The organism is Nonomuraea coxensis DSM 45129, assembly GCF_019397265.1.
Taxonomy (GTDB): Bacteria; Actinomycetota; Actinomycetes; order Streptosporangiales; family Streptosporangiaceae; genus Nonomuraea; species Nonomuraea coxensis.
The window spans coordinates 6,500,731-6,515,611 of record NZ_CP068985.1 but is presented as its reverse complement, the minus strand read 5'-3'; the positions used below and the strand labels follow the sequence as shown (position 1 = coordinate 6,515,611).

Here is a 14,881-nt window from a genome sequence, read left to right as displayed (position 1 = left end):
TCTCACGAAGGAGTCGGAGCAGGGGGCGGGTTCTCTACATGCCGGCCGAGAAAGAATTTCAGGCGTGCGAGGGGCGGAGACGCCGGACGTCTCCGCCCCTCCGGCCCCTGGGAGTAAGGACCGGCTCCACGAGCGCGACACTAGCTCGGGGTACGCGCCCGGTCTGCGGAGGATTACGCAGAACGGGCCGCCCACGCGGCGAGGATCGCCTCCTCCTTCTCCGGCGCGATGCCGTGCGGGCTCCGCTTGCCGAAGTTGCGCTCCTGCTCCGGGATCTCCCGCAGCCACGCCCACGTGTCGCGCACGGTCTCGGCCACGGGGCGGATCCGCAGCCCGGCGGCCTGCGCCCTTTCGGTCGGGACGGTCCAGAAATGCTCGTTCTCGGGCGACGGCGGGCCGCCCCACAGCGGCAGCTCGACGAACGCCCCGGCGCCCTGCTCGATCAGGAACTCGCTGTCCACCCACACGAACTCGGCGTCGGACCCGGTGGCGTCCTTGCACGCCCGCAGCCACTCCCCGTAGGTGGTCTGGCCGACCGGCCCCGTCACCACGAACCGGCCGTCGCCCCCGCGCTCGGCCTGGTCGAGCGTGAAGATCGCCAGGTCGCGGGCGTCCACGAACTGCAGCGGCGCGTCCGGCTCGCCCGGCGCGAGCACCTTCCCGCCGCGCGCGATCCTGGTGAGCCACCACGGCAGCCGGGCGACGTCCTCATAAGGACCCAGGATGATGCCCGGCTGCACGATCAGCACGTCACCGTCGAAACCCTGCTCGGCCGCCCGCTCGCAGCCTGCCTTCAGCACGCCGTAGTTGCCGTCCTCAGGGCCGGCGTCGGGCGCGCACGGCCAGAGCTCGGCGTCGTCGCCGGCGGGCTCGGCGGGGAACCCGGCGAGCGCCGAGATCGTGGAGATGAACGCGTAGACGCCCGCGTGCCCGCTCAGCGCCCGCGCAGACCCGCCCACCACCCGGGGGACATAACCGGAGGTGTCGACCACGTAGTCCCACTTGCGACCCTCGGCCAGCCGTTCGAGGTCGGCCGGCGACTCGCGGTCGCCGCGCACGGCCTCCACACCGGGCACGTCGGCGCCGCTGCGCCCCCTGTTGAACGTGGTGACCTCATGGCCATGGGCCAGCGCCTCCTCCACGACGGCACGCCCCAGGAACCCTGAACCACCTATGACAAGAACCTTCATGCGCCCCATTCTTCGCCCGCGAGCACCCCTCCACCGGACATCTTCACCGAGGGCGTAGCCCGCAGCGGCGGCACCAGATGCACCCGGGCCGTCGCGATGTCGAAGAACAATCCCACCAGCTCCAGCTTCCCGGCCCTGACCTGCTCGTCCACCTTCCGGTACGTCCGCAGGTTCTCCAGCTGCTGCTGCACGTTGACCCGGCACAGCACGTCCAGCGCTCCGGAGTGCAGCCGGTCGCCCTCGGTCTCGATGAACGCGGCCAGGCTGTGATGGCCGTGCCGCAGCCAGCGCCGCAGCCCCGGCAGGCTGCCCGCCCGTACGCCCGCGCTCAGCAACCCGGCCATCGCGCCGCACCCGGAGTGGCCGCACACCGTGATCGTCCGCACGCCCAGCACCTGGGTCGCGTACTCGATGGCGGCCACCACCGAGTCGTCGCGCGGCTCGGCCCCGCGGCGAGGCACCAGGTTGCCGATGTTGCGTACGGTGAACAGGTCACCGGGGCCGCTCGCGGTGATCAGGCTGGGCACGATCCGCGAGTCCGCGCACGTGATGAACAGGTGCGACGGCTGCTGCTTGCGGGCCAGTTCGGTGAAGATCGGGCGTACCAGCGGGGCCGTGCGCCGGTGGTACTCGCGCGCCCCCGCCGTGAGCTGGCACTCCACCTGGACGGAGCCGCCGTTCGAGAGCACCGTGCGCCGGCCGGGGCCGCGGCGCCGCTGGTCCCACGGGAGCCACCAGCGGTCCGGCTCCACTGGCAGGGACTTCTTCGCCGGGCGCGGGCGCGCGCCGCTCGCCGCCAGCGCGTACCACTCGTCGTGCAGCTCGTCGATGTCGACCGTGCCGCCCGTACGCTCGTGGTCCAGCCGCCAGGAGTGCAGCGTATCGAAGGCGGCGTTGTCCATGAAGTCGATGTTGAGGTCGAGGTCGACGGGGGTGCCCGCGGCGATCGTCCGCAGCTCGCGGGTCAGCCGCGGCACGCCGAGGAACGTCAGCGATCCCGACACCGTCACGTGCAGCCGGCCGTCCCTGCCGTCGCGCTTGAGCACCGTGACCCAGGTCAGGCGGCGCAGCGCGAGCAGCACGGCGAGCCCGATCCCGGCCAGTACGCCCTCGGCCAGGCCCAGCAGGATCACGGTGACCATGGTCACGACGTACACGGGGACCTCGCCGTGGCCGTGCACCTTCCTGATGTGACCGAGGTTCACCATCTGCACGCCGATGAACACCAGCAGCGCCGCCAGCGCCTCCATCGGGATCAGCGCGATCGACCAGCCGAACCCGAGCGCGAACACCAGCACCCACACCCCGTGCAGGATCGCCGAGCAGCGGGTGCGCGCCCCCGCCACCACGTTCGCGGTGCTGCGCACGATCACCCCGGCCACCGGCAGGCCGCCGAGCGCCCCCGACACCATGTTGGCCACGCCCTGGCCGGTCAGCTCCTGGTCGAGGTCGGCGCGCCGGCCTTGGTGCTTGCCGTCCACGGCCACGCAGCACAGCAGCGACTCGCAGCCGGCCAGCAGCGCCACCAGCAGCACCGCGGCCACCACGAGATGCCAGTCGCCCTGCGGCAGCACGGGGAAGGCCCACTGGACGCCGCTGCTGGACAGGTCGATGCGGGTGACGTTCCAGTCGAACGCCCACGCCGTCACCGCCGCGGCCAGCAGCGCCGCCAGAGGCGCAGGCACGGCCCTGATCCGCCTGGGCAGCCGCGTCCACAGCGCGAGCACTCCGATCGTCAGCAGTCCGGCCATGACCTTGTGCCCGTGCACGTCGGCGAGCTGCCCGGGCAGCTCGATCAGGTTCGCCACCGCCGACTTCTGAGGCGAGCCGCCCAGCACCACGTGGAGCTGGGCCAGCGCGATGACCACGCCCACCGCCGCCAGCATGCCGTGGATGACGGCCGGCGAGACCACGAGCGCCGCCCTGGCCGCCTTGAGCACGCCCAGGGCGAGCTGCACCGCGCCGGCCAGCAGCGTGATCATGCAGGTGGCGCGCCAGCCGTAGGTCTGCACCAGGTCCACGACCACCAGCGACAGGCCCGCCGCCGGGCCGCTCACCTGCACTGCCGAGCCGCCCAGCGCGCCCGCCACGACGCCGCCCACCACGGCGGCGATCAGCCCGGACGCGAGCGGTGCCCCCGAGGCCAGCGCGATGCCCAGGGAGAGGGGCACCGCCACGAGGAAGACCACCAGCGAGGCGGGCACGTCGTGACGGAGAGTGTTCAGCAGGCGACCCTGCGTGTCGCGGAACATGCAGCAAACCCTAGTCCGCGGGTCTGCGCGCTTCGGGTGCGCTTCGCGTGGGTTTTACCGAGGGATGGCGGCGGCCGACGGCCCGGTGTCAGCGGTAGTAGTCGTGCGGGTAGTCCTGCTCGCGGCGCCTGCGACCGCCGGGGGTGGTGCCGTCGGCGGCGTTGGGCGCCGCGCCGGGGGCTGCCTGAGGGGCCGGCTGCGGCTGGCCGCCGTAGCCGGGCCACGGGGCCTGGGCGCCGTCCGCGGCGGGCGGCTCGGGCCAGGCGGAGGCGGGCATGGTGGTGATGTCGCCCGTCTCGTACGCCGGGTACGCGGACGGCGGCGAGGCCGGCGTGGGGGTCGACAGCACGTCCGGGTAGGACGCGGACGCCGAGACCGCCCGGTTCGGCACGGTCGGGGTGCCGGCGGCGGGGCTCGGCCCGGTCACCGGGTCGGAGTCGTCGGCCACCGCCCAGCCGGGGCGCACCTCGTAGGAGGCCGGGTAGGACGAGCGGGAGGCGGGCTGCTCGAACGCCGGCCAGGAGTTCGCCGGGCCCGGGTAGGAGGCGGCCGGGGCCGGGTCGTCGAGGATGTCGGCCACCGGCCCGGCGGGCCAGGAACCGGACGCGGTCGGCGCCGGCGCCGACCACGTGGTGTCCAGGGCGTCGGCCGGGACGCCGGTGTAGGCGGCGGGGAACGGGTCGCTGGTGGGCGCGCCGTGGATGGGCGCCGGCTGCGCGATCGGGAACGAGCCGCTGGAGGTGGGCGTGACGGCGGGGAACGAGCCGCTGGCGGCGCTGTTGGAGGAGATGGCCGGGTAGGAGCCGCTGGTCGTGGCGGCGGGACTGACGGCGGGGCCGGGGACGGCCGGGCTCGCGGCGGACGGGGCCGCGGTGGACGGGGCCGCGACGGCGGGGCTCGCGGCGGCGCGGGAACGGGAGGAGCGCGAGGAACGCGAGGAGGACCGCGGAGCCGGGGACGGCTCGGGCCGGGAGGCGGGCACCGGCTGCGCGCCCGCGCCGAGGATGCTCATCACGTCGGGCGTCGGGGCGGCGAAGGTCACGGTGCGCTGCTCGGCGAGCTCGGCCTGGGAGGGAGTGCGCCGGGAGGGCTCGACGAGGTCGGCGAGGTTGGCCGCCGCGGCGGCCGGTCGCTGCGGCAGGGGGGCCTGGATGGTGGCCGCGTCGGGATCGACGCCCGCGGAGACGGGGCGCGGCTTGGCCTTGCGCCCGGCACGCCGTTCGCCCGGGCGGTCGGAGGGGCGCTCGGCGGGACGGTCCGCCGGGCGGTCCTGGCGGGCGGGGCGCTGCGGCGGCCGCTCGGCGGGGTTTTCGGCCTGGCGTGCGGCGGGACGGTCGGCGGGCCGTTCGGACGAAGGCTCTCCGGGCCGGTTGGCGGCCTTCCTGGCCGCCACGGTGCCGCCGGCGCCGAAGCCGCCCTGCTCGGCGTCGCTGCGGATGTTGGCCCAGAACTCCTCGTCATCCTCGTCGTTGACGGGGTTGCCCCACTCGTCCACGCCGCGTTTGCCGCGCTGGCCCGTACGGACCGGCTTGGGCTGTTTGGGCGCGTCTATGGGGCTGAAGTCGGGGCTGAAGTTCGCCATCCGCGGCTCGTGGGACGCGAACTCGTCCGTGGAGCGCGCATGGGTCTTCTCCTCCTTCTCGGCCATCTCCTTCAGCCGTTCAGGAGGCAGCGAGCTCTCCCGCCGGCTCATCGAACGCATGCCCAGTGCCACGACGACGAGCACGAGGAGCACGATAGCGACCAAGCTCACGACGACCGCGATCATTGCACCACCCTCAAAGCCATGGCCTCCCTCTGGCACCGGTGAGATCGCGCGGCCATCGACGCGATCTGCCCCCTTTGATCACCAATGCCTAACGATTGGATCTGATTGTGTCGGACCACTATGAGCGTTGTCACACCCTACGTGAAGAATTGGTACACCCTAATACCAGCGGTGTTCGCTCTGTCACTCGATGTCGACCGCCGTCAGCCTGCCGCTGGCGATGGTCTGGTCCGCGATCTGTTTGAGAATCTCGGGGAGGGTGCTCCCCGCCGCCGGATCGACCTTGCCGCCCAACGTGTAGACCGTGAAGCGGTAGCTCCCCGGGGTCCTGCATGGAGGGTCGTAACCCGTCTTCCCGCTGGTCACCTTCGCCTGGCCGCTGCCCTCTGGAGGGTCCTCGGCGGCGTTGGGGCCCAGCTCGGTCGTGGTCGCCGGGATGTTGTAGAGCACCCAGTGCACGGCCGCGTCCGAGGAGGTGTGCGAGTCGACCACGATGGCGATCGACTTGGCCTCCGACAGCGGCTGACTCGACCAGCGCAGCGGCGGGCTGCTCTGGCTGCCCTGGCAGGAGTACTCGCGCGGCAGCGGCTTGCCGTCGCGCAGCTCCGGGCTCGAGACGTTGATCTCCGCGATGTCCTTGGCCTGGGATCTGCCGATGAGACTGCCGCAACCCGTCAGCGCGAACGCGGCAGCCACAGCCGTCACAGTGACGGTGATGCGTCGCAGACGCGTTGCCGTGTTACACAGCCCCATGCCGGACGATGCTACGCGGGTCTCGGCGATGCGCAGACCGTTTCTCGATGGTCGGTCGCCGGTAAAGGAACCGAAACCAGCCGGAATCGCGGGATCCGGGTAGTGAAGTTCGCCACACCTGCCCCTCCCGTTGCAACCCCCTGCCGGTATGCCGACGTGAGGAAGTACCCATAGAGGACCGGCCGGGCGCTCCATTACAAAACGGACACCGATTTCGGGTGGCGGGAGCGGGAAAATCAGATGCGGCGGTCGGGGGACGGCGGCTGCCACGTTGCGTGGGGGCGATCGCGCTCCGGGTGCGGCCTGGCGCTGGCCCTGGCCTGGCTGGCACGAACGTGGCGCCGCCGACATGGCCAGGCACGACAGCCTGCGGCCGGACCGCCATCGAGCATGGCACCGGCCGGCGCGGGCGGGCGGCGGACACGCCGCGCGGACGCCGATCTTTACCGGCCCGGCGGCGGGTGTCGCCTTCGGTCCTAAGCTGGCCTTGTGACCTCTCAAGGCCCGCTGCGCGATCCTGCCAACCGCGTCTCGCCCAAGGCCGTGCGCCTGTGGCTGCTCCAGTCACTGGTGGCGTTCGTCCTCATGCTGGGAGGCGCGCTGCTGGTGGCGCGGCTGGTCGGCGGATGGGGATGGCTGCCCGACTGGCTCTCCGAGCACTCCTGGCTGCTGCCCGTCGCGGTCGTGGTGCTGGGGCTGCCGTTCCTGGCGGCCGAGCCGTTCGTACGCTACGCCGTGCACCGCTGGGAGCTCTCAGGTGACGTCGTCTACGCCAGGTCGGGATTCCTGACCAGGGAGTGGGTCTTCGTGCCCGTGAGCCGCATCCAGACCGTCGACAAGGGGCAAGGCTGGTTCGAGCGGATGCTCGGGCTGGCCACTCTGGAGATCCGCACCGCGTCGCACGCCGGGTCGTCCACCATCCAGGGGCTCGACTACGGGGTGGCGGCGGGGCTCGCCGAGCAGCTCGCGCGGCGGGCCGAAGTGCTGAGGGACGACGCGACATGACCGATCCCAGTCCCCGCCAGGGCGAGTTCGGGCCGGGCGAGCCGGGTCCGCCGCCGCAAGGGCCGTACCCCCCGCCGCCGCCTCAGGGGCCGCATCCGCCGGGCCAGGGGCCGTACCCGCCGATGCCGGTCCCGGTGCCGTTGCGGCTGAGCCCGAAGGTGCTGCTCATCGACCCCGTGCGGATGCTGCCCTCCCTCCTCCTTCCCCTGGTGGGCGTGCTGTTCGTGGGCGGGTTCTCGCCCAGGTCGTACATCTGGGCCGCCCTCGGCGTCGCCGGGACGGTGGTGTTCGCGGTCATCCGCTGGGCCACGTTCACGTACGAGCTGGTGGGCGACCGCCTGGAGACCAAGCGGGCGCTCATCAGCCGGTCCGTCCGGACCATCCCGCTGGAACGGATCCGTGGCGTCGACGTCTCCACGCCCCCCATGCACCGGCTGCTCGGCCTGGCCGTCCTCAAGATCGACACAGGGGCGAGCGGCGGGAACGAGGAGGCCGGGCTCGACGGCGTGACGCTCACCGAGGCCGAACGCCTCAAGGCCGTCCTGCTGCGCCGCGCCGCCCCCGCACCTCCCATGGATCCGGCGCACGTCGCGCACCCCGCGCACGCGGCCGGTCCGGTGACGGCGAGCGCCGCCGCGCCCGCCGAGCGGGAGATCGTCAGGGTGCCGAAGCGGTGGCTGCTGTACGGGCCGCTGTCCGGGGCGTACCTGCTCACGCCGTTCGCGTTCGCGGGCGGCGCGGTGGGGCTGGCGTTCCAGTGGGGCGACGAGCTGGGGGTCGGGCGCGACGTCGCCTGGCACGCGGGGGAGTGGCTCTGGGAGCGGCCCTACCTGCTGCTCGCCGTGGCGGTGCTGCTCGTCCTGGCGATGCCGGTGCTCGGCGGGGTCATGTACGCCGTCTTCAACTGGGACTTCGTCCTCAAGCGCAGAGACGGCTACCTGGTGGCCGAACGCGGGCTGGTCAACCGGCGGAGCGTGTCGCTGGAGTCCCAGCGGGTGCGCGGCTACGAGATCGTGGACGGGCTGGCCGAGCGGTGGGCGGGCGTCGTACGCGCCTGGGCCATCGTCACCGGCCTCGGCGACTCGCGGACACGCGGCCAGCTCCTGCCCGACGTGCCACGGCCCGTCGCGTACGCGGTCACGGGCGAGGCCGTCGGGCCGTACGACGCCGCCCTGCGCGCCCACCCGCCCGTCGCCCGCAACCGCCGCCTCTTCCGCGCGATCTTCCCCTGGGCGGTGCTGACCCTGCTGAGCGCGGTGGCGGCGCTGGCCACCGGGATGACGCTGTGGTGGATCCTGGCCGTGGTCGCGCTGCTGCTCGCCTGCGCGGGCATCCCCCTGGGGCTCGACCGGTACGCGTCGCTGGGGCACGGCTACGACGGGGCGCGGCTGAGCGTACGGTCGGGGTCGCTGCGCCGGTCCCAGGCCGTCATCGAACGGCGGGCCGTGGTGGGGTGGCGGCTGCGGCAGACCTGGTTCCAGCGGCGCGCCGGGGTGCTCACGCTGATCGCCGGCGTGGGTGCAGGCACGGGCGGTTACGAGGCGATCGACGTCTCCGAGGCGCAGGGGGTGGCCTTTCCGACGGAGGTGACCCCGGAATGGCTCACTCCGTTCCTGGGCACTGACGATTCTTGACGCGCTCCCAGGACGGTAGGGCCGGGGATGCCTGCGGTCCACAGTTCCTGACACACAGGAGCCGCGACGCGGTCCCGACCCGAAGTCGGTCACTGCGGCGCGGCCCTGAACCTGCTACTGGTCTTCGCCGTACGAACGTGCGACTGATCATCGCACGCCGGCTCGCCGGTCAGTCCTGGCGGCGGGCGCCGAACATGATCTCGTCCCAGGTCGGGACGGAGGCGCGGCGGCCACGGGAGCCCTTGCGCGCCTGCCGGGCGGCGGGCGCGGGCGGCGGGGACGGCACCGGGACCGGCGGCTCGTCCTTGGCGTCCTTGCCGCCCGGCCGCGCGGCCGGGACCTTGGGCTCCGCGCGAGGGGCGGGCTTCGGCTTGGGCGCCGGAGGCTTGGCCTCCTTGACCGCCGCCTCCTGCTCAGCCTCGGGCTGCTGAGGCTTCGGCTGCTCGTTCGCCTTCGGCGGTTCGGGCTTGGGCCGCTCAGCCGCAGGAGCAGGCTCCTCCGCGACCGGCTCCTCCGCGGCCTGCTGCTCGGCAGCGGGCGCCTCGGCGGTCGGTGCGGATGCCGCCGTTGCGGGTTGCTCGGCAGCGGCGGGCTCGGTGGCGGGAGGTTCCGTGGCGGAAGACTCCGCAGCCGAGGGCTTCGTGGTGGCCGGCTGCTCGGTGGCGGCGGGCTCCTCGGGCTTCGGAGTTTCCACGCTCGGCTTCGTCTCCGGAGCCGGGGCCTCCGCCGCGACAGGCGCGGGCTGGTTCGGCGCGTCCTCGGGCTTCTTGTCGTCGCTGGTCGCCGGCTGAGCGGGGGCTGCGTCGGTGGCGGCGCTCGCCTCGGGGGCAGGCGAGGGTGTCGCATCGGCGGGCGAGGCATCGGCGGCCGGTGCCGCCGCGTCGGTGGTGGCCGTCTCGCTGGCGACCTGGGTTGCGGGCACTGTCGGCTTGACGGTGGCGGTCGCGTCCGTGGATGGCTCGGCAGAGGAGCCCGGTGCGGCGCTCGCGTCAGTGGACGTCGGCGCTTCGGCGGCGTTGGCGGAGGATGCGTCGGCGGAGGTCGTACTCTGCGCGGTGGTCGAGCCGGTGGCCGCCTCCGGAGTGGCGGTGGCCGCGGGCTCGGTGGACGGTGTCACCTGAGCTGCGGGGGCCGCCTGCGCGGGCACGGTGGGCTCGGCGGACGCGGTCGCTTCGCCGGACGTCGCCGTATCGCCCGGCGTCGTGTCACCGGACGCGGCCATGTCGCTGGAGGGCTCCGCGTCGGCGGACGGTTCCGTCGTGGTGGACGGGGCTGCGGTCGACTCGGTTGTGTCGGTGGCGGGGGGAATCGTGTGCGCAGACGGAGACGTCTGCGTGGTCGGCTCGGCGGGCGCCGTGTCCTGGACGGGGGGCGGCGTCGGCTGACCAGGTATGGCGCTCTCGGCAAGAGGTGGCGTCCCCTGGGCGGCGGTGTTGGTCTCAGCAGGCGACGACATCGGCCGGACGGGGGGCGCGGCCTCCGTGACCGGGGACTCGGGCGACTGTGCCGCAGGCGCGGACGGAACGGTGGCTGCGGTGGATGCGGCCTCCTGAGGAGGCGCGCTCGGAGTGGCAGCAGCGGCCGGAGCCTGCGTGTTGGCCGGGGCCTCAGCAGGCATGGCGGTCTGGGCCTGGACGGGTGCAGACGTCTGGGCCTGAGCAGGCGTGGCGGTCTGGGCCTGAGCAGGCGTGGCGGTCTGGGCCTGGACGGGCGTAGTGGTCTGGGCCTGAGCGGGCGTGGGGGTCGGTGTTGGGCTCGTGCCCGGCTCTGTTGCCGGGGCTGGCGGCGTGTCTGTGCCGAGCCCGGTGGCCGGGGCCGGGGCTGGGACCGCGCCGGGTTCGGCGGCCTGGGTTGAGGCGGCTGGTGAGGACGGAGCCGTGGAGGGCTCGTGGGTGGTGGCGTCCGCCGACGTGGGGCGGGTGGCGGGGGCGTAGATGGTGTCGTTGTCGCGGTCGGCGGGGCGGCCCGAGCTGAAGTCGGGCAGCCACGGCGAGGACCCGCTGCGGCGGGACGAGGTGTCGCCGGGGCGGTCGGACGGCTCGCGGGAGGGCGGGTCGGCGCGGTAGGCGGACTCGCGGTAGGCCGATTCGCGGGACGGGAAGTCGGGGCGGTGGGCGGGCTCGCGCGACGTGGTGCCGTGCTGGTCGCGGGACGTACTGCCCGTGTGCTGGTCGCGGGACGTGGTGCCCGGGTATGGGTCGGTGGGGCGTGGGGGCGGGTTGTAGCCGACGGCGGGCTCCTCCGGCTCGCGCCGTACCATCGACGGGAACGGCAGCGCGTCGGAGGAGAGCGGCGGCACCGGCTGCAGCTTGGCCACGCGCGGCGCGAACGGCGTCACCGTGGTGTCCTCCACCACGGGCGGCTCGGGGTCGAAGTCGGCCGCGGACAGCCGCATGGCCTCGTCGTCGTGCGGCGACACGTGGCGCTTGCGCGGGTCGAACAGCCATTCGGCGTGGCGCGTGTGACCGTTCCAGACGTAGCCGAGCTTGACCCGCCACAGGCCGTCGTCGCGCTTGGCGGAGTCCCAGTCGATCTCGTCCGTGGGGACGCCGCGCCTGGTCAGCCGTTCGGCGACGAGCTCGCCGAGGGTCGGGCCGGGGGCGGACTCTCCGGGCATGCGTACGGCGACGCGCTGCGCCTGCTGGGCGACGTATTCCCGCTCCTGCAGCACCGGCCCTTCGAACCAGCGCACCCGCTCGACGGGGATCCCGGCGGTCGCCGCGATCTCCTCGGCGGTCTCACCGGCGCGGATGCGGGCCTGGATCTCCTTGGGACGCAACGGACTCTCCACTTCGATCTCGTACTGGCCGAGACGGGAGAAATTGCCGCGGACGGCAGCACGGAGCCGGTCGTCCACGGGAAGAGTGAAGCGGGTGCCCCGTCCGGCCGTGGCCAGTACGAGATAGGTGCCGTCCTCACTCACCGCGACGAGTCGGAGCTCCTGCATGCGAGTCCCTTCGTCAGCGTCGCCATTCTTCCCCCGGACCCTTGAGTCTCTCGCGTGTGCCGGTTGCCTGCCAGCACCGTACCCGGCATGTCCGAACATCGCCTTCCTGGGATAGCCAAGGGGCGATGTGACGCCGGTCACATTTGTCGAATCCATCCTTCTAGAGCCCGCCGCTATGCATGAGGAGGTTAAGGGCCCTCGACGGGTTCTGGCGAATCGCGCCGCGGGCAAAGGTGCAGTTGAGCAGAGACGCGAGGATCGCCGGGTTCGCGTCGGGTGTGCGTTCCAGAAGCCGCGCGGCGGCCCCCGCGAGGCCCGGCAGGGCCGCCGTGTACGCCGCCCCGCCCGGCCCGATCCGGCACTCGCCCGCGTCGGCGGCCCCGACGACGAACACGCCGGCGTCCACCAGCGAGCCCACGGCCTCGCGGAGGGCGGGGGAGCGCGCGCCGTCCACGGGAAGCGCGGCGACGGACGGTCCGCGGGCGTGCCTGCGGATCCAGTCCAGTCCCGCGAGCACGTCGGCCAGCGAGCCCGGCCCGCCGCAGCCGAGCGCCCGGATCGAGGCGATCCCCGCCGCGGGCGCCGCCGCGTGCGCCCGGCCGGCGACCTGGGTGCCGTGGCCGGTGCAGTCGCGGCCGTTGCCCCCGGTCGCGTCGTAGGCCCGCCACGCCCGGTCGCCGAACTCGGCGCGTCCGGTGTCGACACCGCTGTCCACCAGGTAGATCGTGGTTCCGGCCCCGGTCTCGGGCCCGGTCATGGGGCGGGCGGGACGGCGTGCGGGCATAGGGTGGAGCTGCCGGTCGGGCTCGACGGCGCGCACCCGGGGGTCCGCGCGCAGCGACGCCAGCTCGGCAGCGGTGAGATACGTGGCGAAGCCGGGCAGCGCCGCGGTGTAGTAGCGCCGCACCCGCCAGCGCACCTCGCCCACGAGGTCGCGGGCGGCGGCCCGGCCGCGCGCGACGACGATGTAGGGCCGGGTGGGCTCGGTGACGGCGGGGCGCACGGTGAGGCCGGAAGCGGGCGTCATGGCCAGGGGTACGGCGGTCGCGGCGGCCGTCGCCACGGCCGCGGCCAGATACACGGAGGGCAGGCCGAGTCGTCGGGGCACGAGCCACGAGGGTGCCTGTCACGCAGGTCACACGAACATCGGGACACGCCGTCACGTCTATTACGGGACAGGTCTTTACCGAACGCATGATGAGAGAGGACTGATCCGGGGGATGGGCGGCGAGCAGCGGAACTTCGAGCTGAGTGTGCCGCAGATCCTGGGGAGCGCCCTGGCGGCGGTGACGGCCGCCGTGGCCGCCTCGTTCCTGGGCGTGGCCGGCACGGTGATCGGCGCGGCGGTCATGAGCGTCGCGAGCACGGTGGGCACCGCCGTCTACACGCACTACCTGAAGCGGACGGGCGAGCGGGTGCGGCTGCGGCCCGCCCCTCCCCGGCGCGAAGGGCGCGAGGAGGCGGCTCCCGGCACCGGGGAAGGCGAGGGCGAGGGCCGGGGCGAGGGCCAGGGCCGGGGCGGGGACACGCTGGTGATGCCCGTCGTCGAGGCCGAGCAGCCGCGGAGAAGGCTGCCGTGGGGGCGGGTCGCGCTGGCCGCGGGGCTGGTGTTCGCGGTCAGCATGGGCGGCATCCTCGTCTACCAGGCGGCCGCCAGGCAGACGGTGCACGAGCAGGTCACGGGCGGCACGACGCGGCACAAGCCCGCGACCGGCGAACGCCGGGCGCCGGTCGAGCCCACCGTCAGGGAGAGCGTCCCGAGAGGGCCTTCGGCCACGCCGGAGGCCGACCTCACGCCCACGCCGGGCCCGACGCCGAGCGCCACCCCGACCGTGACGGCCACGGTCACCACCACGGCCACGGCCACCGCCACGGGCACGCCCACCGCCCCGGCGACCCCGGAGCCGGCGGACCCCCAGCCGAGCGCCACCGCTCCGGCCGAGCCGGACCCCACCCCGGCCGAGCCGGCCCCCGAGCCTGACCACCCGGAGGCCGAGGCTCAGCCGAGCACCTGGTCCAGGTAGGCGTTGCCGAACAGGCGGCCGGGGTCGAGCCGGTCGCGGAGCGCGGTGAAGTCGGCGAAGCGGGGATAGACCTTGGCGAGGTAGGCGGCGTCCCGGGTGTGCAGCTTGCCCCAGTGCGGCCGTCCGTCCAGCCGCGTCATGATCTCCTCGACGCCCTCGAAGTACGCCGGGTTCGGCGTGGGCCGGTAGACGTGGCAGGCGACGTACGCCGTCGCCCGCCCGTACGCCGTGGACAGCCAGGCGTCGCTCGGCGGCGTCACCCGCACCTCCACGGGGAACGTGATCCTCCAGTCCATCCGCTCGACGAGGTCCCGCGTCTCGCGCAGCGCCTGCGCCAGCCGCTCGCGCGGCACGGCGTACTCCGTCTCCAGGAAGCGCACGTCGCGCCGGGCGGTGAAGACCTTGTACGAGACGTCGATCGACTCGGAGTCCCCGAGCGCCGCCGCGCTGACGGCGTTGATGCGCGGGATCAGCCCGGGGGCGCGGGCGCCGAGCGCGCAGGCGGCCCCGAACACGGTGTTCTCCAGGAGGACGTCGTCCATCCAGTGGCGCGCGGCGCTGCGCGGCCGGGCCGGTCCCGGGTGCCGGTTGTTGGTCTTGACCAGGCAGGCGTCGGTGTGCGGCAGCCAGAAGAAGTCGAGGTGCTCGTTGCCGGCGGTCAGCTCGTCGAGCGAGGCGAGGATGTCGCTGAGCGCCATCCTGCGCCGCCGGTTGTGCAGCAGGAACGCGGGCTCCACGCGGAAGGTCACCGTGGTCAGCACGCCGAGCGCGCCGAGCCCCACCCGGGCCGCGTCGAACAGTTCCTCGCCGGGGGCGGCGCTCGCCACCGTTCCGTCGGCGAGGACCAGCTCCAGCCCGGCGACCTGGTCGGCGAGGCCGCCGCTGTCGCGTCCTGTCCCGTGCGTGCCGGTCTGGATGGCGCCGGCGACGGTCTGCTCGGTGATGTCGCCCATGTTGGCGAGGGCGAGGCCGCGCCCGTGGAGCAGCTCGTTGAGCTCGCGCAGCGGGGTGCCGGCGAGGACGGTGACGCGGTCCTCGCCCCAGGAGACGACGCCGGTCAGCGCGTGGGGCCGCAGCATGAGGCCGTCGGTGAGGGCCACGCCGGTGAAGGAGTGGCCGGTGCCGACCATGCGGACGCGCCGCCCGGAGGCGGCGGCGTCGCGCACGGCCCGCACCACGTCCGCGACGGAGGCCGGTGCCCGGACCTCGGCGGGTTCGCCGGTCTGGTTCCTCGCCCAGTTCGTGAAGACCATTGAGCAGCACCTCCGCGAGCGGGCTGGAGCCCGGGCACCTCCGACGTCAAACGTG

10 protein-coding genes are annotated in these 14,881 nt (G+C 73.8%); 3 read left to right on the top strand and 7 right to left on the bottom strand.

The window, feature by feature from the left end; translation table 11 throughout:
* Nucleotides 1–173 precede the first annotated feature (173 nt).
* From Nocox_RS30510 to Nocox_RS30495, 4 genes are all read right to left on the bottom strand, one after another.
* Nucleotides 174–1,190, bottom strand: coding sequence for an NAD-dependent epimerase/dehydratase family protein (locus tag Nocox_RS30510; RefSeq protein WP_033408890.1), 1,017 nt, complete (start codon nt 1,188–1,190; stop codon nt 174–176).
* A complete protein-coding gene (locus tag Nocox_RS30505) occupies nt 1,187–3,442 on the bottom strand; it encodes a SulP family inorganic anion transporter (protein ID WP_020542830.1) in 2,256 nt (751 codons plus the stop codon). The genes Nocox_RS30510 and Nocox_RS30505 overlap by 4 nt, the downstream gene beginning before the upstream one ends.
* Before the next feature lie 88 nt (nt 3,443–3,530).
* Nucleotides 3,531–5,195, bottom strand: a complete 1,665-nt coding sequence (locus Nocox_RS30500; protein ID WP_157383004.1) for a hypothetical protein — start codon at nt 5,193–5,195, stop codon at nt 3,531–3,533.
* A gap of 198 nt (nt 5,196–5,393) precedes the next feature.
* The gene (locus Nocox_RS30495; protein ID WP_020542831.1) at nt 5,394–5,906 is read right to left on the bottom strand and encodes a YbhB/YbcL family Raf kinase inhibitor-like protein; all 513 of its coding nucleotides are present in this window, start codon (nt 5,904–5,906) and stop codon (nt 5,394–5,396) included.
* Nucleotides 5,907–6,452: 546 nt separating this feature from the next.
* Here Nocox_RS30495 and Nocox_RS30490 point away from each other — a divergent pair.
* Together Nocox_RS30490 and Nocox_RS30485 are read left to right on the top strand one after the other, a co-directional pair.
* Nucleotides 6,453–6,968, top strand: coding sequence for a PH domain-containing protein (locus Nocox_RS30490; RefSeq protein WP_246649604.1), 516 nt, complete (start codon nt 6,453–6,455; stop codon nt 6,966–6,968).
* Nucleotides 6,965–8,602, top strand: coding sequence for a PH domain-containing protein (locus Nocox_RS30485; RefSeq protein ID WP_246649602.1), 1,638 nt, complete (start codon nt 6,965–6,967; stop codon nt 8,600–8,602). Before Nocox_RS30490 ends, Nocox_RS30485 begins: the two co-directional genes overlap by 4 nt.
* Before the next feature lie 169 nt (nt 8,603–8,771).
* On the opposite strand, the gene sepH is transcribed toward Nocox_RS30485, so the two are convergent.
* Together sepH and Nocox_RS30475 are read right to left on the bottom strand one after the other, a co-directional pair.
* The gene (gene sepH, locus Nocox_RS30480; protein ID WP_020542834.1) at nt 8,772–11,549 is read right to left on the bottom strand and encodes a septation protein SepH; all 2,778 of its coding nucleotides are present in this window, start codon (nt 11,547–11,549) and stop codon (nt 8,772–8,774) included.
* A gap of 160 nt (nt 11,550–11,709) precedes the next feature.
* Entirely contained in the window at nt 11,710–12,657 is a 948-nt protein-coding gene (locus Nocox_RS30475; protein ID WP_157383005.1) for a S8 family serine peptidase, read from the bottom strand.
* Nucleotides 12,658–12,769: 112 nt separating this feature from the next.
* Here Nocox_RS30475 and Nocox_RS30470 point away from each other — a divergent pair, with 112 nt between their 5' ends.
* Nucleotides 12,770–13,573, top strand: coding sequence for a hypothetical protein (locus Nocox_RS30470; RefSeq protein ID WP_020542836.1), 804 nt, complete (start codon nt 12,770–12,772; stop codon nt 13,571–13,573).
* Here Nocox_RS30470 and Nocox_RS30465 read toward each other — a convergent pair.
* Nucleotides 13,549–14,826: a D-arabinono-1,4-lactone oxidase gene (locus Nocox_RS30465; RefSeq protein WP_020542837.1), complete on the bottom strand. Its 1,278-nt coding sequence runs from the start codon at nt 14,824–14,826 to the stop codon at nt 13,549–13,551. The two genes, Nocox_RS30470 and Nocox_RS30465, sit on opposite strands and share 25 nt — an antisense overlap.
* Nucleotides 14,827–14,881 lie beyond the last annotated feature (55 nt).